Genomic DNA, 20006 nt, shown 5'->3' with positions numbered 1-20006 from the left:
AAAATAACATTATTCGTTATTGTCCAACTGTTTTTTGTACTGTAATAATTGCTCGAATACTTCTGGAGGGACAAGCTCTTTTAACTCTGCTTCTGGCATTTGTAAGAGTCTCATGGTTACGGTGTAATTAAAGTTTTCTCTAATAGTGTTAGTGTTGGGGTGATTTTCACCTAATGTAGTTTCGGCAATTTCTAAAGCCTCAATGAAGAGGGGTTCAGCATCCTCATACCTCTCCTGAGAATTGTATAAGGATGCCAGGTTGTGGAGACTGTTTGCCACAGAGGGGTGCTTCTCTCCTAATATAGTTTCTGCAATCTCTAAAACCTCAATGTAGAGGGATTCGGCATCCTCATACCTCCCCTGAGACTGATATAATCCTGCCAGGTTGTTGAGACTGCTTGCCACAGAGGGGTGGGTCTCTCCCAGGAGTTGTTTTCTCATCTCTAAAGACTCAATATAGAGGGGTTCGGCATCCTCATACCTCCCCTGAGACTGGTATAAGAGTGCCAGGTTGTTGAGACTGCTTGCCACATCGGGGTGGTTTTCTCCCAGGAGTTGTTTACTCATCTCTAAAGACTCAATATAGAGGGGTTCGGCATCCTCATACCTCCCCTGAGACTGATATAATCCTGCCAGGTTGTTGAGACTGTTTGCCACATCGGGGTGGTTTTCTCCCAGGAGTTGTTTTCTCATCTCTAAAGACTCAATGTAGAGGGGTTCGGCATCCTCATACCTCCCCTGAGACTGATATAAATATGCCAGGTTGTTGAGACTGGCTGCCACATCTGGATGCTGTTCTCCCAAGCGAGTGCGACAGATTTGTAAATTATTTTCACACCATTGTCCTGCTCGGTTATATGCTCCTTGACCTTTATAAAATCTAGCTAAACCCATAAAAGACCAAATAACATTATCATCGTCTACATAATCAATCAGTTCTGTTGCCACATTGCTGAAATGAGGAATAGCTAAAGTAACTCTCGATCTATTTCTTAAAGTAGGAGTCTGAGGAATTGATTGAGCAATATATATCATTAACTGACAGAAAGCTTGTTTTTTTTCTTCTGCTTGTTTGGTAGCTTCTAACTTGGCTCGAAAATATTGAGCAATTAGAGAGTGTAACTGATAATTATCATCTTCTCCGTTGAGTTTTAAAAGATGCAAATTTAGTAATTCTAAGTCTCTTAATTCCTCTAATGATTCAATTTCCATTTCTCTTTCTGTCTCGTCTTCTGCTTGACAATAAACTACTTCAACCCAAAGCCAGGCAAAAGGTTCGTCACTAAATAAACTTAAATAACAACCCAGTAATTGAGCCTCTGCGCTTAATTCTGACCAAGATAAATCAAACGCTGCTGCAACTCCTAGCTGTCCCGTCATGTCTGCTTGTTCGGGGTCGAGTAAAGCTTTAGCTTTTAGCTTTTGTTTTTCTAATCGTTCTAAAGTTTTAGCAATGGTGAAAGTGGGATGTAAATCTAAATATCTTCCTACTAACTCTAGTCCCAAGGGTAAATAACCCAACCATTCACATAAATCTTTTGCTAATTGTAATTCAACGTTAATTCTTGATTCTCCAGCTAACTCTGTTAATAACTCTAGTGCTGCTTCTGGAGACAATACTTCTAAATCTAGGGTTTTAATATTTGTTCCTGGTCGCTGACGACTGGTCAACAATACCTTAAATTTTTCTTGTGGTGGTGGTAAATAGGGGTCAATTTTGTCTTGATAATAGTCTTTTTTGAAACTGAGAACATCATCTAACACAATTAGTAACTTTCTGTCGTCTTGCCAATTGCGCCAGCAGTATTGAACTTTAGCAACTAAATCAAATTCGTCAGGGGGTTGAATATCGCTCAATTCAATAATCTGTGTTCCAATGTCGGCTTCTCTGGCTTTTAACCAACAAACTCCCCCTGGATATTTATCTTGAGATTGCAAAGCATATTGTAAAGCTAGTTCTGTTTTACCAATTCCTCCCATTCCTGCAATGGCTGTAATAGCTACTTGTTGATTGTTATTAAGAAGTTTATCTAATTCTTGTAGTTGAGTTTCGCGACCAACAAAGTTACTCGCACCATGGTTAGGAAGATTATTCAGGGTTTTTTTTTTAGGATTTATTCCCGAATCATCTTGAGACTGTTGAATCAAATTTCCTTCAACATTAATATAGTTTCCGCCAATATTTTCATTGTAATTACCCTTGTCTATATAGGTATTGACTTCTATAGGTTTGGTTTGCAAAGTTCGATCTGTTGCTTTTAAATTTGGTAACGGTTGCTTATTTCGCAAACATCGCTTGATAAATGTCCTAACCGCTTTGTAGAGAGTAGTATTTTTGGATTGAGGCTTACTAATAGAAATATGATCTTCATTAGGCAAAATAGTCGGCGTGACTTCTGCTATTCCTGGGTCGAGGGTTGCACCGTCTACTACCATAAAACCCTTAGTAGGGCGACTTTCTCCAAAAACTCGAATGGGAATTAGTGCTAGTTTTTCATTGCTGCGGTGTACTCGATTTAGTTCTAATAAACGGGGATGACTGGCTTCTAATTCTTTGGTATTGACTGAGGTGATAAGTCCCAAAAATTTCAATAAGCTGGCTAATGCTGCTCCTGAATGGGGCGTGGCAATGTAAACTATACCCTTAGTTTGTGCTACCATGCTTTTTCTGTAACTATCCCCATAATCTTGAGCGTTACGCAGCATTTGCTTAACTAAGATTCCCCCCATACTGTGAGTAATAAATATTAGGGGTTTTTCTCCTAATTCATGTGAGTCTACCAGTTCAGTCGCTATGTAGTCAGCTAAACTTACGATAGGCATCTCACTACCTTTAAACCTAACTGGACTGGAATCATAAGCCATCGACCAAATACCAAAGTTCGGAAAATCTTCTCTTAACCACATGGGAAAGAAGTCAGTATCTGATGTTGAACCTTGAGGATGCCAAGTACTCCAAGCATCACCCCCTAATCCATGAACAAAAATAATATCTGCTTCTCTAGCTTCATTTTCCGTTCCCGCGATGGCAATTAAACCCTCTGACATGATGTTCTCACGATCGATCTAAATTTATGATATCGCAACTGTTTCTTATCTCAGAGCTATTAGCCAATCGTTCCTACGAGAAACGGTCTTTAAAAAACTTGCTAAAAATTTTAATCTTTGTAGTTAAATGACGATTCAGAGGATAAACCAAACATAAAGCAATTTCTGGTGGTTGATAATCAACATCTAAAACTATTAGCAATCCTTGTTTAACGGCTGATTCAATAATAAACATAGGTAGTAAAGCGATACCTAAACCATTAATTGCAGCATCTTTTAATACTTCTCCATTGTTAGAACACATTACACCTTTGACATTAACTCGGTGTTCTTCATCTTTAGTTACTAAATGCCATTGATTACCTGTAATTATCTGTCCGTAGTGTAAACAGGAATGATTACTCAAGTCTTGGGGATGGTTAGGGATACCATGCTTTTCCAGATAACTGTCAGATGCACACAATACCCTAGGAACAGGAGCAATTACCTGACTTACCAAACCCCGATTCTCTTGAGGTTGAGCAATTCTAATAACTATATCGTAGCCTTCTGCTATGGGGTCGATAAAACGATCTTCTAGAGTAAGCTGTACTTGTAACTCTGGATATTCTACCATAAAATCAGCGATCGCTTTTCCCAGATACAAAGTACCAAAAGACATCGGTGCATTAATTTTTAAAGTTCCTTTGGGCTGTTGTTGTAATTGGGATACAGCAATTTCGGTTGCTTCTACTTCTGCCAAAATATTGATACAGCGTTCGTAATATACCAATCCTGTAGGGGTAGGATTAACTTGTCTTGTACTTCGCTGCAACAGTTGTATCTGTAATTCGTTTTCTAAATTAATTACCAATTTATTCACCGTAGAGCGAGATACCCCCATCTTTCTTGCAGCAGCAGCAAAACCTCCCGAAGCTACTACCTGAGTAAACGCCCGCATACCTGCTAATTTATCCATTAATTGTCGCTATTTTAGAAACAATATGTCTATTAAACATCATATTGTCTTTTTAAAAGAATCAATGCATAATAAATATAACGATACAAAACTAAAGGAGGTAAGAATTAGATGATTACAATTCGTCCTCAACAAGCAAGAGGTAGAGCCAATTTTGGCTGGCTTGATAGCAAACATACTTTTTCTTTTGGTAACTATTACGATCCTCAACATATGGGTTTTGCTAATCTGCGGGTAATTAATGAAGATCGAGTGACTCCCGCTAAAGGCTTTGGTACTCATGGACATAGAGACATGGAAATCATCTCTTATGTCTTATCTGGTGGGTTAGAACATAAAGATAGCATGGGCAATGGCTCAGTAATTCGTCCTGGTGACGTACAAAGAATTTCTGCGGGTACGGGTGTCGCCCATAGTGAGTTTAATGCTTCTGCTACAGAGCCAGTACATTTCTTGCAAATTTGGATTTTACCCAACCAAACAGGCTTGCAACCCAGCTATGAAGAAAAAAACTTTTCCTCCGCAGCCAAACAAGGAAAGCTAACCTTAGTAGGCTCACAAAATGGTAGAGATGATTCTGTGACTATCCATCAGGATGTAGACTTGTATGTAAGTCATTTAACAAATAGCGACCCGCAAAGCGGATCTCTTCGAGATCGCATTAACTATCCTATCGATAATAATAGAGCAGTTTGGATACAGGTAGCTAAAGGCTCTGTATTACTCAACGACAAACTATTAGAAGCTGGTGACGGTGCTGCTATTTTTGATGAACCAGAAATCACTCTCGTTGGTAATAGTGATGTTGGCGAAATCTTACTTTTCGATCTGGCTCAATAAGCACAAATCGATATATCAAGGGTAAGCAAAAAGCCAAAAATTATCCCCAATAAAAAAGTACCAAGGGTTTATCTCTTGGTACTGCAATAATTGAACGAGGAAGTGCGCGGAGGTTTCCTCCGCAAGCACAAGTCTCGTTGTTGAATTGATAATCAAAACTTAGGGAGCTAAAGCGTTACCTCTTAATAAGCTACCAAGGGTTTTCGCTGTAATCTTCATTTGCTTTAAAGGATTAGCAGGTACTACTGTTTTGTAGAGATAGCTGTCAAAAGTAAGTTTTTGTACGTCGACATCAGCACACATTTCCACAAAAGCTTCACGAGTAGCATCACTACGATAGAAGACTCTTTGTAAAATATCTAGTACCAAATAAGTTGCGCCGTAGGTTTTATTCCAACCCTTGAGGAATCGTTTTAAATCAGCTTCAGTAGGTATTGTTTGACCTTTGTTAGAAGCTTCCACAATAGTTTCTGCACACATTCTTCCAGATTTAGCAGCGAAGTAAATACCTTCTCCAGAAGATTTAGTTACAGTACCTAAAGCATCTCCTACTAAAACAACTCTACCGCGAATGGGGCGGGGTCTGGGATGTTCGGGAATAGGATGTGCTTCTACTTTGATGATTTCGCCACCCTCTAGTCTTTTCGCTGCGCGGTTGCGAATACCAGTTTGCAGATGTTTGATTTTAGCTTGGTTTACTTTCATTGTCCCTGTACCCACTGCTACGTGGTCGTATTTAGGGAATACCCAAGCATAGAAGTCAGGAGAAACGTCATCACCGACATACATTTCTGCCAGGTCTTCATAGTAAGCCATTTTATCTTCAGGAAGACGAATACGCTCTTGAAAAGCGATCGCATAATTATAATCCCCTGCGTCAATAGCTTTGGCAATTCTGGAGTTAGCACCATCAGCACCAATAACTAAATCTACCTTCAGAGTTTTACTTTCTCCTTTTATGTCACCCTGAGAATGGTCTGCATAGTGAAGGGTGTAAGGTTCATTATCGCTGTTAGGAATATCTAACTTATGAACTGTACCATTAATCAGATTTGCACCTAGTTTAGCTGCGCGGTTGCGTAAGAAGCTATCAAACACCTCACGACGACACATTCCAATGTATTCATCGTCTTTCAGAGTCTGACCGATATTCACTTCAATGTTAGAAGGAGATATCATTTTCATTTTTTTTACCTGGCGATCGATAATCTTTAAAGGAATATCAAACTCATCCACCATACAAAGGGGAATCGCACCACCGCAAGGTTTAGCGTTATCTAATTTGCGTTCAAATAAGTAGGTTTCAATACCAGCTTTTACTAAAGTTTCGGCTGCGGAAGAACCAGCAGGTCCAGAGCCTACGACAGCTACCCTGAGTACCAAAATTTTTCTCCTAATATCTTTTCTCAAGCTAAAAGGCATCCTACCACGGACTTTTACCCTCCAGATGCAGAATCCCTTAAGTAAGGTAAAATTTGAAATACTGCTTAACAAATCTAGTTACAAAAGTTAATTTCAAAAAGAGTGTTTACCCCATTAGGGATTGAAGGATTAATAATTCACAATTAAAGTAATTAATTATTGTCTATAGCAATCCTTAAAGCTATATTTTGATTAATCAATATAGCGTTTCTCAAATAGTGGAATGAAAGCATATTCACTTGATTTAAGACAAAAGATCATTGATGTTTATGAGCAAGAGAGAATTTCTCAACGTCAACTGGCAAAAAGATTTGGTGTTGCTTTGAGTTTTATAGTAAAGTTGCTCAAACAGTATCGAACAACAGGAGAAATATCGCCCAAACCTTTTAATGGAGGAGTTAAGCTAAAATTAAATTCTGCTAATTTAATTGTGTTATCTGATTTAATCGAACAAAATGATGATGCGACTTTAGACGAACTATGTCAAATGCTTGAAGAAAAAACAGGAGTAAGTATTTCTCGTGCAACGATGGGGAGAATGACCCAAAGATTAAAATTAACGGTTAAAAAGCGACGAGACCCCGCGTCCCCCCATTCAAGGGCAAGCCGTCAAGCGGGATAATATCGACGTAAGGCGTTTACACCCGTCACATCTTCGTGTTTACACCCGTCATATTGGGTGTTTATCCCCATCGCATTTGGGCTGTTGAGAATTGGTATCACCAATTTGAGAATAGCTATATTTAATTGCCTGAAACTTCAAAACACAGCAATTTTGCATTTTTAATCTTTAATTATCTAACCAGCCCAATTAGTATCAGTATCAGGTAAATCTTCTGAAGCATTAGGATTATTATCTTTTACTAACTTTTCATCTTTCCACTCTTCAAAGAATACAGGGTCTAACTCTTCAAACTCAGTATCATTGCTAGGTATTTCCAAAGGCATAGTGCGATACATATTCACAAAGGGAGATACCCTAATTTCTTCAGGAAACAAATACATCAAAAAGAAATCGAGAGTTGTAGACTTCAAAAACCCTTGCATCACAGCAATTGTTCCGAAACGAATCCCTGTTTGCTTTTGCTCTTCTAGTATAGTTTCCAATTGTTTCGGTTCTAGTAATCCTGACTTAATAAGATACTGACCCAAAGGTTGACGATTTTTTTCTTGGAGTATTTTCGACCAATCTTGCACAAAGAAATTTGCAGTTTCTGCTTTAATCCAGCCTCGCATAGCCAAAATCTCACCTAAAAGTAGATTGGGGAAATTTTCTTGATCTTTTAAGGCTAAATCCAATTGCGGATTCGATACTAAATCGGCTTCTCTAAGGATTGTTCCTATGCGTTTGGGCTGAAGTTCCGAAAGACTAGATTTATCTGTAGAGAACTCTTCTGCATCAGTTGAGCGATAGTTTTGGCTCATAATAAATGTACTTTCTATTATGTTTTAATCGAATAGTTACCTTAAGGATTATTTATAGAATAAATGTCAGCTTTTTGAATCAAAACAAATTGTAAAAATGACTTTGTTAGAACATAACAACTAAAATCTCCCGATCGGTTTACTTCAAGTAAGAAATCTCAAGATATAAAATACATAGTTATAGTACCTTGATTAACTTTATGATATATCTGTTGAACTAACATTTATTTTTTTGATGAATTTTTACCGTTTAAATGAGGATCGTTTAACCTGGTTGATACTTGATTTTAATCAGATAGACACAATTAAACTTAATTCTGCCAAAAATCAAGCTTAAAGCACTCAATATTACTAATAACTAATGCTAATTGAGTATTTCTAACCATAGCTTTGATATCGATCTTTTTTCACGCAATAACTTAGTCTTCTAGGAAATGCGTAATTTTAAAAATGCTGATTTCTCGCTTACATCTATTAAATTCCCGACTTTAATAACATTTGCTCCATTTCTTTTAACGTTAAGCCCTGCTGAATGTATTCAGGTTGAGCAGGATTGTAAGGACTAGCTAAACGATCGATGCTAATTATTGTGGCATTAGGTTCAATTACAGGAATATCAGGATCGTAGGTCGTAGGTTTAACCAAAGAGCCAGAAAAGCCATTGTAAATCATTACAGTATCTTCTTCTCCCGAACTTGTTACAAGAGTCACGATCAAAACTTCTTCTTGATGTGTGGTGGTATATTTTTCTAAACGCCAACCTATAGCTTTAACCATTAGAATAATCCCGACAGTAAATATAACTATTTTATTGTTCTAATGCGGAACGTCCTTGCTTACCCAACCTAACAAGCAAGAAATAGACAAAATATAGGATGTAAACGGTTAATGCCATTGCTCCCATAAAACCCAAAAAGCCTTCATTTCCAGGTTGAGCGTGGAATAAAGCACGATATGCTTGAGGGACTTCTAACCATACTTGACAAACAGTAGTCTCTTTTGCAAGATCGGAAAATGCACAGGGAAGAGAAACAATACTAGCGATCGCTCCTAAGCCACAGTATAAAGTTACTGCCCATCGCCAAGAGGTAAAGGCAAATTTCAATCTACTTTGAGGAAAATCTTTAATTTCTTCGTTGAGATCGACCCAAAACCAGAGAGTTAGGGCGATTAAGATTCGGCTCGCAATCCCACTTATAAAACCTACTGTCCAGCCAGGAATCAGTAAATATAAAGTAATCATCAAAAGGCTAGCTACTCGCCAATAGATAATTAATAATCTGTAAATGGCTTCTTTTTTTCGCAATAGAGCCCAAATTAAAAGAATTAAAGGAGCGATCGCTGTAAACAAAAATGCCAAACGATAGTCCATCCATACTAAAGGTCTTAGCAAAGCTTCATTCATAACTGTTGTCTTAAATCAATCTCAATTTCCTTATCCTAAGATTCTTCTTTGATATTGTCAGTACAATGACAAAAAAAGAGAAAACCTTAAGATTAAGATTTTCTCCAAATTTTAATTTATGCAAATTATTTTGTCAGAGACAACCGAGATAAAAAGTAATTTATCTCAGAAATAGAGCTATGAAAATGGAATGGGAAACAAGCTTTTTTTTCTTTCCTTTCTCCTTTTTCTTCCTTCCTGGAAAATTTAGTCTTCGTAAACTCGACACTCTAAAGCATCTGGATTGTCATCACAGTACTGCTCTAAAGGGTTTTTCTTGGGCTGACTTTCTTTTTGGTGAGAAGCTTCTGCTTGAAGTTCTTCTACTGCATCCCAAGCAGCAGCGCAGTCCCCAGAAGTATTACCTTCAGTGCTGCATACCTCTCTAGCTTGATCTCTTTCTTGTTGTATTTGTTCTCGTATATTACTCATACTTGTCCTCTTATGACTGATTTTATGGTTTTTCGAGGGTAATCTCGTTAAACCTTAGTTTATTTATCTACTATTTCCCTCTTTGGTTATGGATAGATACTATCCCTAGAGGTACTCTACAAGATGCTTTCTTATGATCTCATATCTAATGTAATCTTGACTGTTACCAGTAAGCACCTATCTTTAGATTGCTATTATATTCTGGCTACTAGATTACATAGACACTATTAAAATTATAACGTTTAGTAATTTTAGCTATACTTACATAACTAAAGGGCGGAAAGGTCGAAAATTCATCAATTAACGTTGCGAGAAAAGGATAATAAAAGTCCTCACAGCAACTTAAGATAGTAATTGCAAAAAATCTCACGAGGTCAAGAGTGAATCTCACATCACTGAAATTTTTGGGTAATCTGCGTCGAGAAAATAATCAATTTGCCGTGATTGGTTTAGGACGTTTTGGAAGAGCAGTGTGTAGCTCTTTGCATAAAATGGGATACGAAGTACTTGGCACAGATATTGATGAAAAGCTCGTTACTCAAGCATTAACTCAAAAAATCGCTTCCCATGCGATTCAACTAGATTCTACTGAGCCTGAAGCTTTAAAAGAAGCAGGAATCTTCGAGATGGACACTGTAATAGTAGCGATTGGTAATTATCTTCAAGAAAGTATCATCACTACACTTAATGTCAAAGAAGCAGGAGTAAAAAACGTAATCGCCAAAGCTTCTTCTGAAATTCATGGTAAGTTACTGAAGCGAGTAGGTGCAGACCGAGTAGTTTTTCCCGAACATGAAGCAGGCTGCGCTTTAGCCGAAACTTTGACCAAACCAGCAATTTTAGATCGTTTTGAACTCGATCCAGAAAATAGTATCGTTGAGGTTTTAGTCCCCAAAGAATTTCATGATAAAACCCTGGCCGACTTAAATTTGCGATCGCGTTATGGAATTAGTATTCTGGCTGTATGTAGTGGAGAGAAGTTTATGACCAACCCCGCACCAGGACAAAAACTCAAAGAAGGCTCGATTATGATTGTGATTGGTGGTAACAAGGATATTGAAAAATTACCCATTTAGTAGTAATTAGCAAGTAGTAACCAATCGCCGATCATTAGATCCCCGATACAGGATACAATGCAAATAAAGCCAGATCGCTGCGATACATGACTTACACTACCCAAGAGTTGATAGCAATCCTAGATCGCGAATTAAAAGCTAATTGGAAGGGAAAGCGCGTTGTCTTGTCCTCAGCAGAAAGAATTAAAGATCCTGTAGTGATCAAACTGTTGGATATGAATCGAGTCAGTAAAGTCTTTGCCTACCAAGATTTTCGTACCCAAATACATCAGTATCAAAAGCAACATCGAGTATCGGGTATCATTTGGCGCGATTGTGGTTTTCACAATCACACAGTTTGCTATCCTGAAATTCACAATCAACTTATTCCCCTGGAAGAAGATAAAGCAATTTTAGTCGCAGCAAAACAATCGGTAATTGATTTTTGGCAACAAGTCACCCCAGGAATGCAATTTTGGCTAGCCAACGCTCCAGGGAAAGGAAAAACTAATCGCCAGACAAAACCTACAAATAATAGTAGCAACACTCCTCATCAACAAATTAGCCGAGAATACGCCACCAAACTAATTCGTCAAGCAGAATGGGCGGAAGTTGACGCGACTCGTACAGAAGTTTATCTTGGGTTATGTTGGGGAAATCCTTTAGAATATCGCTATCAGTGGGCAAAACCCAAATCGGGATGCGATCGTATAATTGCTTCTCATACTGCACCCAGTTCGATTAAGATTTAACTGTTGGTAAATATTACGGAGAAAAAAGTATTTATGCCTCAACAAGAAGCAGTAGGTGTAATTCAAACTCTGGGGTTTCCCTCAATCTTAGCTGCTGCGGATGCTATGGTCAAAGGAGGAAGAGTAACCATTGTCTTTTTTGACAAAGCAGAAAGTGGTCAGTTTATGGTGGTGATTCGTGGTGGGATTTCTGAAGTCAAACCAGCGATGGAAGATGGTTTAGCTGCTGCGGAGAATACTTTTGGTGGCAAAGTCATGACTCACTACATAGTACCTAATCCCCCAGACAATATCGTGGCAGTGTTACCCATTGAATATAGTGATAAAGTGGCGGAATTTCGTTCTTAGGTGTGATTTCTAGAGTTTGCTTATTTAGTTATCTTGTTTGCTGCTATTAGTTAGTATTTAGTGGTTATTAGTAGTAAAACTTTCCCATTACATTACTAATTTAACCTTCAATTGCAGCCTATCACAATCCGCGTAACGAAATCTCAGACGCGATTAAAAAAATGGAAACTCAGCAAATTACATCAATTCTTCAAGAAATCTTTCCCCAAGACACTGTAGAAACTAACAACGAAGAAAATTGGCAAATTAACAATGACAAAATACGTCTTTTGGTTCTTTTGTCAGAAGATAAATCTTGGTTGCGTGTCTTAACTCCTATTGCTTCGGTGATGGAAGCACAATCTCTATTAGTTCCCTTGATGGAAGCTAATTTTGATACCACACAAGAGATTCGCTATGCTTTGGGGCAAAATGTTCTTTGGGGAGTATTCCATCATAATTTTGCAACTCTTGCTACAGAAGACTTTGTTAATGTAATTTTACGCATGATTTTTGTAGCAGAAAAAGGTTTATCTGAAGCGTTTCAGCAATTAGTAGAGCAAAGAATTAGGCAAATTATTCAAGCAGCCAAAACTCAAGGGCAAAGTAAAGAAGCAACTTTTCAGACTCTAGAAAGATTTTACCAGGAAGGAATGCTAGGAGATATAGATCGCGATCCTCAAGAAAGAGAGAATTTTCTCGCATCGTGGCAAATGCAGCTAGATAGACTTTGGGATGAAGAATAAGGAGCAAGTAGGGATTATTTACTGAATTATTGAATCTATGATTACTAAGTTCTTTTCTATTTTGACTATAGTTTGGTATTAGTAAAGGGGATAGCTTATTTAACATTGAATATGAACCATTGGAAATTCACACTTTTAAATTAGCTCTAACATAGAACATTGACTATTTAATTAATAGATAATGAGTGTTCAGTGTTTTAGTTTACTAAGTGAATTGAGAAATGTTAAATGATTTAAGTTGTTTTATCATTATGCGATCGCAATTTAGTTAATGAATCTACCAGCTACTATGCGGAAAAGAGCTATTTTTAGCATCTGCTCTAATAATTATTTTCCCTATGCCAGAATTTTATTCACTTCTTTAAAAGAATATCATCCTGAAGTATCTTTGTTTTTATGTTTAGCAGATACTCCTCAACCAGAAATTGAACTAAAGATTGCAGATGTTGAAGTAATTCCCGTAGCAGATTTAGAGATTACTAATTTTCTTGATTTTGCGTTTCGCTACGACATCATGGAATTTAACACCGCAATCAAACCCTTTTTTCTAGATTGGTTAATTCGTGAAAGAGGTTTTGAGGAAATAGTCTATCTCGATCCAGATATTGAATTGTTTGCTCCGATGAAGCCTGTATTTGATGCTTTTGAAAAAGGAGCGGATTTTGCCATTACACCTCATATAACAGCACCAGCAGAGTTTGACGAGTTTCCCGATGATATTGGCATTATGAAAGCTGGTATCTATAATTTGGGTTTTATTGCTCTCAATAATAGCCAAGAAGCACAAAATTTTTTGCAATGGTGGAAGAGAAGACTGCGTTATCAATGCATTAATCAACAAGACCAAGGAATTTTTGTCGATCAAAAGTTTGTCGATCTATTACCAGCATTTCACCAAAATGTAGCTATTTTAAGAGATCGCACTCTTAATGTCGCTTACTGGAATTTAGATCGGAGAAAATTAAGCCAAACTTCTGAAGGGTGGTTAGTAGATGGTGAACCTTTAATCTTTTTTCACTTTAGCGGAATTGATTCTCAACAACCTAATAGACTTTCTAAACATACCGAACGCTTTCAAGATTATTTAGATCCAGCAATTCAAAGTATTATCAATCGTTATCTAGAAAGTTTGCAGAAGTTTCAGGATAATTCAGTTAACACTAGCTATGGTTATGGTAAATTTAGTAATCAAATAGCGATCGCAGATTTGATGCGTCGTTGCTACCGCGATTCTATAACTTTAGAGCAAAATAATCCTTTTGAAACTTTTCATTTAGAACTTAACCAACCATCAGGCTTATTGTCTAACCTATCCCCGTGGCGAGTTACCAAACTAATGCGCTATCTTTGGGAACAACGAATCGATTTACAAATTGCTTTCGATCTTACTCATTTACAGGGTCGTTTTAATTATGCCTTGTGGTTTGTCCAAAATGCTGCTAGCCATGGCATTGATGACTATTTTTTAAACCCAATATTAGATACCACCGATCCTAATAGCAAAAAATATCAGTTAATTTTACTTGTAAACAAAGTACTGGGTAAAACTACTTGGCAAATGAGAACTCTACTCAAAAAATCTCTTTGGCTACCCAGAAAGCTCACTAAGCCTTTGCGTCTGTTGTTAAAGTAACAAATAATGAATTTTGCTATTTTTGATACTTAATCAACAAATTGGGATAAGATAGTAATTCCTTGCTTTTTGATAGTTATGCAAAAAGCCATTAATGTCCATAAGGAGTGGAATTTAACTATGAGCAATCATTATGAAATGATGTATATCTTGCGTCCTGACTTATCTGAAGATCAAGTCAATGAAGCTGTTAATAAATATACAGACTTTCTCAGTCAAAGAGGCGCAGAAAACATCGATATTCTTAATCGCGGTAAAAAAAGATTAGCTTACCCAGTTAAGAAATTTTTAGATGGTATTTACATTCAAGTCAATTATCAAGCTGATGGAACACAAGTTGCTCCCTTAGAAAGAGCAATGCGTCTTAGCGAAGAAGTAATTCGTTATATGACTCTTAAACTTAAAAAGTCACCTAAAGAAGCGTTAGAGCAAACAGATGCAGATGCTTCTACTGAAGAAGAATAGATAAATTGAAAGTATTTAATAGTTAGTTGAGAGCTTTGCTGTAGCGATTGTTTTGATTATCAACACGGGAGTGGAATCTGCCGACTGACCGTTGGTATTTCCTCCCGTAAGATTTGTGTACTCTCATGTGTTGATTACTCGCGCGTGCTCTAGATGAGTAAAAATCATCAAGTTCGCTCGCTAAAATCACGCCTAGTTGCTCGTCAAATTATGTTTGTGTTATCAGGCAATCGCTAGATAAGACAACAAAATATGTCCAACTTTTGAGTTGAAAATCGTTCAATGAAGAAAGATGAAGCAAGAGAATATGACTTGAAGTCAAACTTTCCCTTTTAAGTGGCTTGCTCAGAAAGACGAGGTTACCAAAGCTCACTGCTTTTGATCGTCGCATTGAAAATCATCAGCAACTTGTGCTGCTCAGGCAGTCAAAGCTAACTTTTTGAAGCAATCGCTCATCATAAAGCTTCAATTACAGGACGGACATCTCACGCGTCTGAAGCAAGTTCAGGCAACTTGTCCTCATTAAAACGAATTCCTACGAAATTTGCCATGTATCAAGCACAACGAACCACAGCCCGTCCTCCACAATCATTCGTTAGACTCTTCACTGCCACGGTGCTTACAAGCTCTTGAATCTATTTCAAGAGACAGCCCCCTCCGCTATCACGATTGAGTGTTGCTAGACCAACTAAGCAGGAGATTTATTTGTTTTCCTGATAGTTGACTGACCTAATTCGAGTAGAGCAGCAACTAAAGTAAATGATCGCAGTTACTTCACCAATCCCAGGAACAGCTTTCAGTTGTTTTTAATCAGTTTTTCTTGTTATTAATTAATTGGTTTAAGTCACTCTTCCAACCACTAAATATGATTTTGGATATCTTGTTTGATCTCAGCTTGTTTTCCTGATAAACGAGCTTCTTCGGAACTAAATTAATCATTTAATTAATTGACGAGCGACGACCCATGGCGCGAAAGAGATGCATCTGAATCTATTAGTCACCAATAAAAAACCATGACCAAAAATATCCAATTACCACAAAAAATCATGCTTCTGGGTTCAGGAGAATTAGGAAAAGAAGTCGTAATTGCTGCTCAAAGATTAGGTAACTTTGTGGTTGCTATTGATAGTTATGCAAATGCTCCTGCGATGCAAGTTGCTGATGCTTTTGAGGTTATTTCTATGCTTAGTGAAGATGATTTAGCCAGGGTTGTGGAGAAATATCAGCCTGATTTTATCGTGCCAGAAATTGAAGCGATTCGGACAGAAAAATTAGCGAAATTTGAAAGTCAAGGATACACAGTAATTCCCACCGCAGCAGCCACTAACTATACCATGAATCGCGATCGCATTCGCGAATTAGCAGCAACTCAATTAAGTATTAGAACAGCTAAATATGCTTATGCAAGTAATCTAGAAGAATTGGAAAAGGTGGTGCCAGAAATTGGCTTTCCCAATGTAATTAAACCCGTAATGTCTTCTTCTGGTAAAGGGCAATCAATTGTGAAAACTTCCCAAGAATTAACAAAGGCTTGGAATTATGCTATCCAAGGAGCAAGAGGAGATACGCAAAAGATAATTATTGAAGAATTTATTGATTTTGAAATTGAAATCACTCTCATGACTATTAAACAGTGGAATGCACCCACTATTTTTTGCTCCCCTATCGGTCATCGTCAAGAAAGAGGCGACTACCAAGAATCTTGGCAACCCGCAGGAATTAGCGACAAGCAAATTAAACAAGCTGAAAAGATAGCTACCAAAGTGACTGATGCTTTAGGAGGTGCTGGTATTTTCGGTGTAGAATTTTTTGTTACAAAAGATGAAGTAATTTTTTCCGAACTTTCCCCTCGTCCTCATGATACGGGAATGGTTACATTAATTTCGCAAAATCTTAATGAATTTGAACTGCATTTGCGAGCAATTCTTGGCTTACCGATTCCCAAGATAGAAGTTTTTGCTCCTTCTGCTAGTGCAGTGATTTTAGCGAGTCAGTACTCAGACAAAATTGTATTTAACAATGTAGCCGAAGCACTATCCACACCAGACGTTGATATTAGGCTCTTTGGCAAACCTAATTCTCGTCCATATCGTCGCATGGGAGTAGCTTTAGCCAAAGGAAAAGATGTCACAGAAGCCAGAGAAAAAGCCACAGCAGCAGCCCAAAAGATTAAGCTAACCGAATAAATGAAAAATCAAAACTAATGATTGTCAGCGATTTGATTACGGTGTTGTTAGTTCTTTGTCTTGTGTTCTTTATTTACACATAAGGCGAATTGGAGAACTGATTAGGGAACTAACTACAGGGGAGTTGGGTATTGACATACCAATCACTAACCCAACTCAGAACTATGTAATTATTCTGGATTTACACTCTCAAAGCTCAAAGGCACCAAATCACCATAAATAGTAAAAGCGAGTAGCATGGGTTCCCCTTCTTGGATTAATTTTCCAGTTAAAGCGCAACTTTCGTCTTTTCTGGCTACCGCTTCTAAAGTGGCTCTAATATCCGAAAGAGCAAATTGAGGACGATAATCACCTGATTTCTGATGCACGTAGTTCCAAAGAATATCTCGAATTAATGCCTGGTAACCTTGATTACCAGAAAGTTCTTTTAGCTTATCCTTAAGGCTTCTTTCTAAGCGAATACTGGTGACTTCCATTTCGGTTGTCGATGTACGAGTTAAGGTACGCATAATTTTTTTCCTCTAAATACTGGACATCTGGGTAATATAAGTGTAGTATCAAAATTATACTTTGACACTACCGTAAAAACAACTTCCACAAATTCAATGTTACTTTTAGCACTCTTCAACCGAATATCTGCGACAGAACGCCAAGGACAGAACTTTGACGCAGCGATGGTTGATGGGTGTTCATTTATAGATTGGCATTATAGCGACCTACATTTACGGGAATCAACACCCTTAAGAGAGCAAAGTAAGGATTATAGCTCGAATCAACGTTTAAGTATTGTAAACATCGAATTACAACCCAAATCGAATAGCGGAGGGTACAAAACTAAGTTAGTTGTACCAAGGTAAACAATCATAGTTTAACTTTAGTTTATCCCCCCGCGTCTAATCAATCAGAAGCGGGGGTTTTTCTTTTCATTTGGTAACAATATAATTCATTAATGAATGAACGATGACTACTTCCACTAAATCGGTCGTGGTATTTTCCCAAAACTATCTACCGTTGAATAGGATTAATTTTAGAAGAGCCGTTACTCTTTTAGCTATGGGAAAAGCTGAGCCAATAATTTTTTTTGAAGATACTACCTTTAAAGAAATTCGCTCTCCAAGTATTGTAATTCAAGTACCGCCTGTCATTCGGCTATATCAAAGTGCAGAAAGACCTTGGAAAATTCCTCCTGTTAGCCGAAAAGAAATTTTAAGACGTGACGAGCATCAATGCCAATACTGTGGAAATAGGAAACAGTTAACTATAGACCACATTATTCCTCGCTCAAGAGGAGGTAAACATATTTGGAACAATGTTGTGATTGCTTGTGCCGATTGTAATAGTCGTAAAGGAAATAAAACCCCTGAAGAAGCCAAGATGACTTTATTGAACAAGCCAAAAGCACCTAAACACCCAACTATCGCGTTTGCGGAACAATTTTGGCAAGAGCAACAACTAGTAACGGATAATTAGCAAATTTTTAAATTTTTTTATGGAGATCGATAGTTAATGTTAAAAATTACTTATACAGAAAACGGTTTTTACTTGGAGCGTTTAACTGATTCTTTAGAAACTTGGCTTGCTAACAGAATTTTAGTCTGCTTACGAGCTACTGCTAGCGTTTATGTCGAGCCTAGCACTGCTTCTTTATTGCTTCCTATTGACCTACCTTATTTTGGCACTCTTGAAGCATTAGAAGATCACAGCAATAATATTTTAGAATTAGACGTCTGTGATGATGATTCTGCTGAAGTTAGTCTTCAAGGTATTTGGGTGACTACTGAAGAAAATAGCGAAGAAGGGATTTTCGTTTGTCACTTAGATGAGCGTACGGAATTTTTCCTCCACCAATTATGGAAAGAAGGTAATTTCGATGCTTCTTTAATTGGAGAATGAAGTCTGATTTGAAGTCAGAGAAAAATAAATCGTACTTTTTTACGGCGCAAAAATCTTTGACTTCGCGATTCCAAGTCTCGTGTTAATGCATGAGAAATGGTGTGATTTTTGAAATTCAGATTATTTGTAAATATTTGTAAATATTTGGGTTAACTTGTTGTGGAGAAAAATTAATCAGCATCATTGAAGAATAAGATTGATTTATCAAACAATATTTCCTCTAAAACAAATACTTTCTTTCTTAAACCAAGCTGTTGAACGGCTTTTTCAAGCAGTAGAAGCCATTAATATTTCACAAGGCATAAAATAGCAACAGTTAGGCTGCATAATACAATTATAATTTATTTGTTTCCCTTCTCTCGAAACTAGCGATATAGAACAGCAAATTGCTGGAAGTTCACTTTTCAATTTAGTAGCAAAAGTTGTTTTACCAGAACCCGTCATTCTATATAACATAGCGACTTGAGACTGTTGTGTAGTTATTATCTTGTTTTGTTTCATACTTATTGATTTCGTTTTTGTTTTTTGCTTTACTAAAATAAGCTCAATTTAAAAGATATGATTAATAGTAATTTGTTTAATCAGGATAATGCGATCGCAAGCAATGACTAACCAAGCTTTTTTACAGTTTGAAACTGATTTTGTTGAATCTTTACGCTGTATTCCGATGATTGCCAGAATGAAGTTAGATACTTGTGGCGTTAAGCTGAAACTCGAACATTGGAATCAATTTACTCAGTCAGAAAGGCAAACTATAGTTACAATGCCTTGTAATAGTTCACAGGAAATCAAAGATTATCGTGAATTTTTACAAAATTTGGTAATAGCTAAAACAGGAAAACCTGCTAAAGAATTAGCAATCGATCCCCATCCTTTATGGCTGAATACTAATGAAATACCTAAAGGTATAAAAATTAAAGCAGCCGAACTGGGAATTAAAATTTCTCTACATCAGTGGTCAAGTTTGACTTCTCTACAGCGTTTTGCTCTGATTAAGTTAAGTCGTCCCAGTCATGAAAATCGTAACTTTATGCCAGCGTTAAAAGAATTTGGTATTGCAGAATAATAATTTGGTTGTCAGGGCGATTAACCTTCGCCCCTAGCTATGTGTTTTCTGATTTTTTATAAGTCAAAAAGGTTTTTAATAGCTGCTTGAGGATCGGTTTGTTTAACTAAAGATTCCCCAATGAGAACGGCTTTTGCGCCAGCATCTTTGACAAAGTTTAAATCATCTGTTTGATGTAAACCAGACTCACTTACTACTGTAATATTGCGTTCTGTTAAAGTATCTTTTCTTGCTTCGAGAATAGTTTTAGTTGTTTGTAAACTAACAGAAAAATCTTCTAAATTACGATTATTAATACCAATTAAATTAATCTG

Annotated in this window: 20 protein-coding genes and 1 pseudogene; 12 read left to right on the top strand and 9 right to left on the bottom strand. The window is 37.2% G+C overall.

Going from position 1 to position 20006, the window contains the following annotated elements; all coding sequences use genetic code 11:
- Nucleotides 1–9: 9 nt before the first annotated feature.
- Together H1P_RS08130 and H1P_RS08125 are read right to left on the bottom strand one after the other, a co-directional pair.
- On the bottom strand, nt 10–2436 hold the full coding sequence (locus H1P_RS08130) for a tetratricopeptide repeat protein (protein ID WP_425461527.1): 2427 nt from the start codon (nt 2434–2436) through the stop codon (nt 10–12).
- 685 nt (nt 2437–3121) lie between these two features.
- The gene (locus H1P_RS08125; RefSeq protein ID WP_144865989.1) at nt 3122–4006 is read right to left on the bottom strand and encodes a LysR family transcriptional regulator; all 885 of its coding nucleotides are present in this window, start codon (nt 4004–4006) and stop codon (nt 3122–3124) included.
- A 111-nt stretch (nt 4007–4117) separates the two neighbouring features.
- On the opposite strand from H1P_RS08125, the gene H1P_RS08120 reads away from it, so the two are divergent.
- On the top strand, nt 4118–4846 hold the full coding sequence (locus tag H1P_RS08120) for a pirin family protein (protein ID WP_144865986.1): 729 nt from the start codon (nt 4118–4120) through the stop codon (nt 4844–4846).
- Nucleotides 4847–5005: 159 nt separating this feature from the next.
- Here H1P_RS08120 and chlP read toward each other — a convergent pair whose 3' ends face one another.
- Nucleotides 5006–6229: a geranylgeranyl reductase gene (gene chlP, locus H1P_RS08115; RefSeq protein ID WP_144865983.1), complete on the bottom strand. Its 1224-nt coding sequence runs from the start codon at nt 6227–6229 to the stop codon at nt 5006–5008.
- Nucleotides 6230–6491: 262 nt separating this feature from the next.
- Here chlP and H1P_RS08110 point away from each other — a divergent pair, with 262 nt between their 5' ends.
- Nucleotides 6492–6890 (top strand): helix-turn-helix domain-containing protein, encoded by a 399-nt coding sequence (locus tag H1P_RS08110; RefSeq protein WP_144865980.1) that lies wholly within the window; start codon nt 6492–6494, stop codon nt 6888–6890.
- Between the two features lie 176 nt (nt 6891–7066).
- Here the strand turns inward: H1P_RS08110 and H1P_RS08105 are convergent, their stop codons facing one another.
- The 4 genes from H1P_RS08105 to H1P_RS08090 form a co-directional block, all read right to left on the bottom strand.
- The gene (locus H1P_RS08105; protein ID WP_144865977.1) at nt 7067–7693 is read right to left on the bottom strand and encodes a cyclic di-GMP-binding domain-containing protein, MshE-related; all 627 of its coding nucleotides are present in this window, start codon (nt 7691–7693) and stop codon (nt 7067–7069) included.
- A gap of 474 nt (nt 7694–8167) precedes the next feature.
- Nucleotides 8168–8470: a DUF7734 family protein gene (locus H1P_RS08100; protein ID WP_144865974.1), complete on the bottom strand. Its 303-nt coding sequence runs from the start codon at nt 8468–8470 to the stop codon at nt 8168–8170.
- Between the two features lie 31 nt (nt 8471–8501).
- Complete coding sequence (locus H1P_RS08095) at nt 8502–9098, bottom strand: DUF3177 family protein (RefSeq protein ID WP_144865972.1); 597 nt, start codon at nt 9096–9098, stop codon at nt 8502–8504.
- A gap of 246 nt (nt 9099–9344) precedes the next feature.
- Entirely contained in the window at nt 9345–9569 is a 225-nt protein-coding gene (locus H1P_RS08090; protein WP_144865969.1) for a Calvin cycle protein CP12, read from the bottom strand.
- 380 nt (nt 9570–9949) lie between these two features.
- Between H1P_RS08090 and H1P_RS08085 the strand changes: the two genes are divergently transcribed.
- The 7 genes from H1P_RS08085 (at nt 9950) to purT (ending at nt 16733) form a co-directional block, all read left to right on the top strand.
- Nucleotides 9950–10645: a potassium channel family protein gene (locus H1P_RS08085; RefSeq protein WP_144865967.1), complete on the top strand. Its 696-nt coding sequence runs from the start codon at nt 9950–9952 to the stop codon at nt 10643–10645.
- 86 nt (nt 10646–10731) lie between these two features.
- Nucleotides 10732–11376, top strand: coding sequence for a hypothetical protein (locus H1P_RS08080; protein WP_144865964.1), 645 nt, complete (start codon nt 10732–10734; stop codon nt 11374–11376).
- A 33-nt stretch (nt 11377–11409) separates the two neighbouring features.
- A complete protein-coding gene (locus tag H1P_RS08075) occupies nt 11410–11724 on the top strand; it encodes a carbon dioxide-concentrating mechanism protein CcmK (RefSeq protein ID WP_144865961.1) in 315 nt (104 codons plus the stop codon).
- Nucleotides 11725–11885: 161 nt separating this feature from the next.
- Complete coding sequence (locus H1P_RS08070; protein ID WP_144865959.1) at nt 11886–12449, top strand: hypothetical protein; 564 nt, start codon at nt 11886–11888, stop codon at nt 12447–12449.
- Between the two features lie 271 nt (nt 12450–12720).
- Nucleotides 12721–14082, top strand: coding sequence for a hypothetical protein (locus H1P_RS08065; protein ID WP_144865956.1), 1362 nt, complete (start codon nt 12721–12723; stop codon nt 14080–14082).
- Between the two features lie 120 nt (nt 14083–14202).
- Nucleotides 14203–14547 carry a 30S ribosomal protein S6 gene (gene rpsF, locus H1P_RS08060; protein ID WP_144865953.1) on the top strand — a complete coding sequence of 115 codons (345 nt, stop codon included), beginning with the start codon at nt 14203–14205 and terminating at the stop codon, nt 14545–14547.
- A gap of 1013 nt (nt 14548–15560) precedes the next feature.
- Entirely contained in the window at nt 15561–16733 is a 1173-nt protein-coding gene (purT, locus tag H1P_RS08055; RefSeq protein WP_144865950.1) for a formate-dependent phosphoribosylglycinamide formyltransferase, read from the top strand.
- Nucleotides 16734–16903: 170 nt separating this feature from the next.
- On the opposite strand, the gene H1P_RS08050 is transcribed toward purT, so the two are convergent.
- On the bottom strand, nt 16904–17242 hold the full coding sequence (locus H1P_RS08050; protein ID WP_144865947.1) for a hypothetical protein: 339 nt from the start codon (nt 17240–17242) through the stop codon (nt 16904–16906).
- A gap of 451 nt (nt 17243–17693) precedes the next feature.
- Here H1P_RS08050 and H1P_RS08045 point away from each other — a divergent pair, with 451 nt between their 5' ends.
- From H1P_RS08045 to H1P_RS08035, 3 genes are all read left to right on the top strand, one after another.
- The gene (locus tag H1P_RS08045) at nt 17694–18203 is read left to right on the top strand and encodes an HNH endonuclease (protein WP_144865944.1); all 510 of its coding nucleotides are present in this window, start codon (nt 17694–17696) and stop codon (nt 18201–18203) included.
- Between the two features lie 36 nt (nt 18204–18239).
- Nucleotides 18240–18626 carry an alr0857 family protein gene (locus tag H1P_RS08040; protein ID WP_144865941.1) on the top strand — a complete coding sequence of 129 codons (387 nt, stop codon included), beginning with the start codon at nt 18240–18242 and terminating at the stop codon, nt 18624–18626.
- A 604-nt stretch (nt 18627–19230) separates the two neighbouring features.
- The gene (locus H1P_RS08035) at nt 19231–19692 is read left to right on the top strand and encodes a nitrate reductase associated protein (protein ID WP_144865938.1); all 462 of its coding nucleotides are present in this window, start codon (nt 19231–19233) and stop codon (nt 19690–19692) included.
- Nucleotides 19693–19748: 56 nt separating this feature from the next.
- On the opposite strand, the pseudogene H1P_RS08030 reads toward H1P_RS08035, so the two are convergent.
- A pseudogene (locus H1P_RS08030) lies at nt 19749–20006 on the bottom strand (indole-3-glycerol phosphate synthase TrpC); the annotation flags it as partial.

This window comes from Hyella patelloides LEGE 07179 (assembly GCF_900659865.1).
Classification (GTDB): domain Bacteria; phylum Cyanobacteriota; class Cyanobacteriia; order Cyanobacteriales; family Xenococcaceae; genus Hyella; species Hyella patelloides.
Note: the sequence above shows the minus strand (reverse complement) of the source record. Positions and strands in the feature narration are given on the sequence as shown.

Coding starts and splice junctions, on each gene's coding strand:
- H1P_RS08050 (WP_144865947.1), bottom strand. CDS start 17,242: ATGCGTACCTTAACTCGTACATCGACAACCGAAATGGAAGTCACCAGT.
- H1P_RS08110 (WP_144865980.1), top strand. CDS start 6,492: ATGAAAGCATATTCACTTGATTTAAGACAAAAGATCATTGATGTTTAT.
- H1P_RS08105 (WP_144865977.1), bottom strand. CDS start 7,693: ATGAGCCAAAACTATCGCTCAACTGATGCAGAAGAGTTCTCTACAGAT.
- H1P_RS08080 (WP_144865964.1), top strand. CDS start 10,732: ATGACTTACACTACCCAAGAGTTGATAGCAATCCTAGATCGCGAATTA.
- H1P_RS08090 (WP_144865969.1), bottom strand. CDS start 9,569: ATGAGTAATATACGAGAACAAATACAACAAGAAAGAGATCAAGCTAGA.
- H1P_RS08120 (WP_144865986.1), top strand. CDS start 4,118: ATGATTACAATTCGTCCTCAACAAGCAAGAGGTAGAGCCAATTTTGGC.
- H1P_RS08125 (WP_144865989.1), bottom strand. CDS start 4,006: ATGGATAAATTAGCAGGTATGCGGGCGTTTACTCAGGTAGTAGCTTCG.
- rpsF (WP_144865953.1), top strand. CDS start 14,203: ATGAGCAATCATTATGAAATGATGTATATCTTGCGTCCTGACTTATCT.
- H1P_RS08065 (WP_144865956.1), top strand. CDS start 12,721: ATGAATCTACCAGCTACTATGCGGAAAAGAGCTATTTTTAGCATCTGC.
- H1P_RS08100 (WP_144865974.1), bottom strand. CDS start 8,470: ATGGTTAAAGCTATAGGTTGGCGTTTAGAAAAATATACCACCACACAT.
- purT (WP_144865950.1), top strand. CDS start 15,561: ATGACCAAAAATATCCAATTACCACAAAAAATCATGCTTCTGGGTTCA.
- H1P_RS08040 (WP_144865941.1), top strand. CDS start 18,240: ATGTTAAAAATTACTTATACAGAAAACGGTTTTTACTTGGAGCGTTTA.
- H1P_RS08045 (WP_144865944.1), top strand. CDS start 17,694: ATGACTACTTCCACTAAATCGGTCGTGGTATTTTCCCAAAACTATCTA.
- H1P_RS08070 (WP_144865959.1), top strand. CDS start 11,886: ATGGAAACTCAGCAAATTACATCAATTCTTCAAGAAATCTTTCCCCAA.
- H1P_RS08130 (WP_425461527.1), bottom strand. CDS start 2,436: ATGGTAGTAGACGGTGCAACCCTCGACCCAGGAATAGCAGAAGTCACG.
- H1P_RS08035 (WP_144865938.1), top strand. CDS start 19,231: ATGACTAACCAAGCTTTTTTACAGTTTGAAACTGATTTTGTTGAATCT.
- H1P_RS08075 (WP_144865961.1), top strand. CDS start 11,410: ATGCCTCAACAAGAAGCAGTAGGTGTAATTCAAACTCTGGGGTTTCCC.
- H1P_RS08095 (WP_144865972.1), bottom strand. CDS start 9,098: ATGAATGAAGCTTTGCTAAGACCTTTAGTATGGATGGACTATCGTTTG.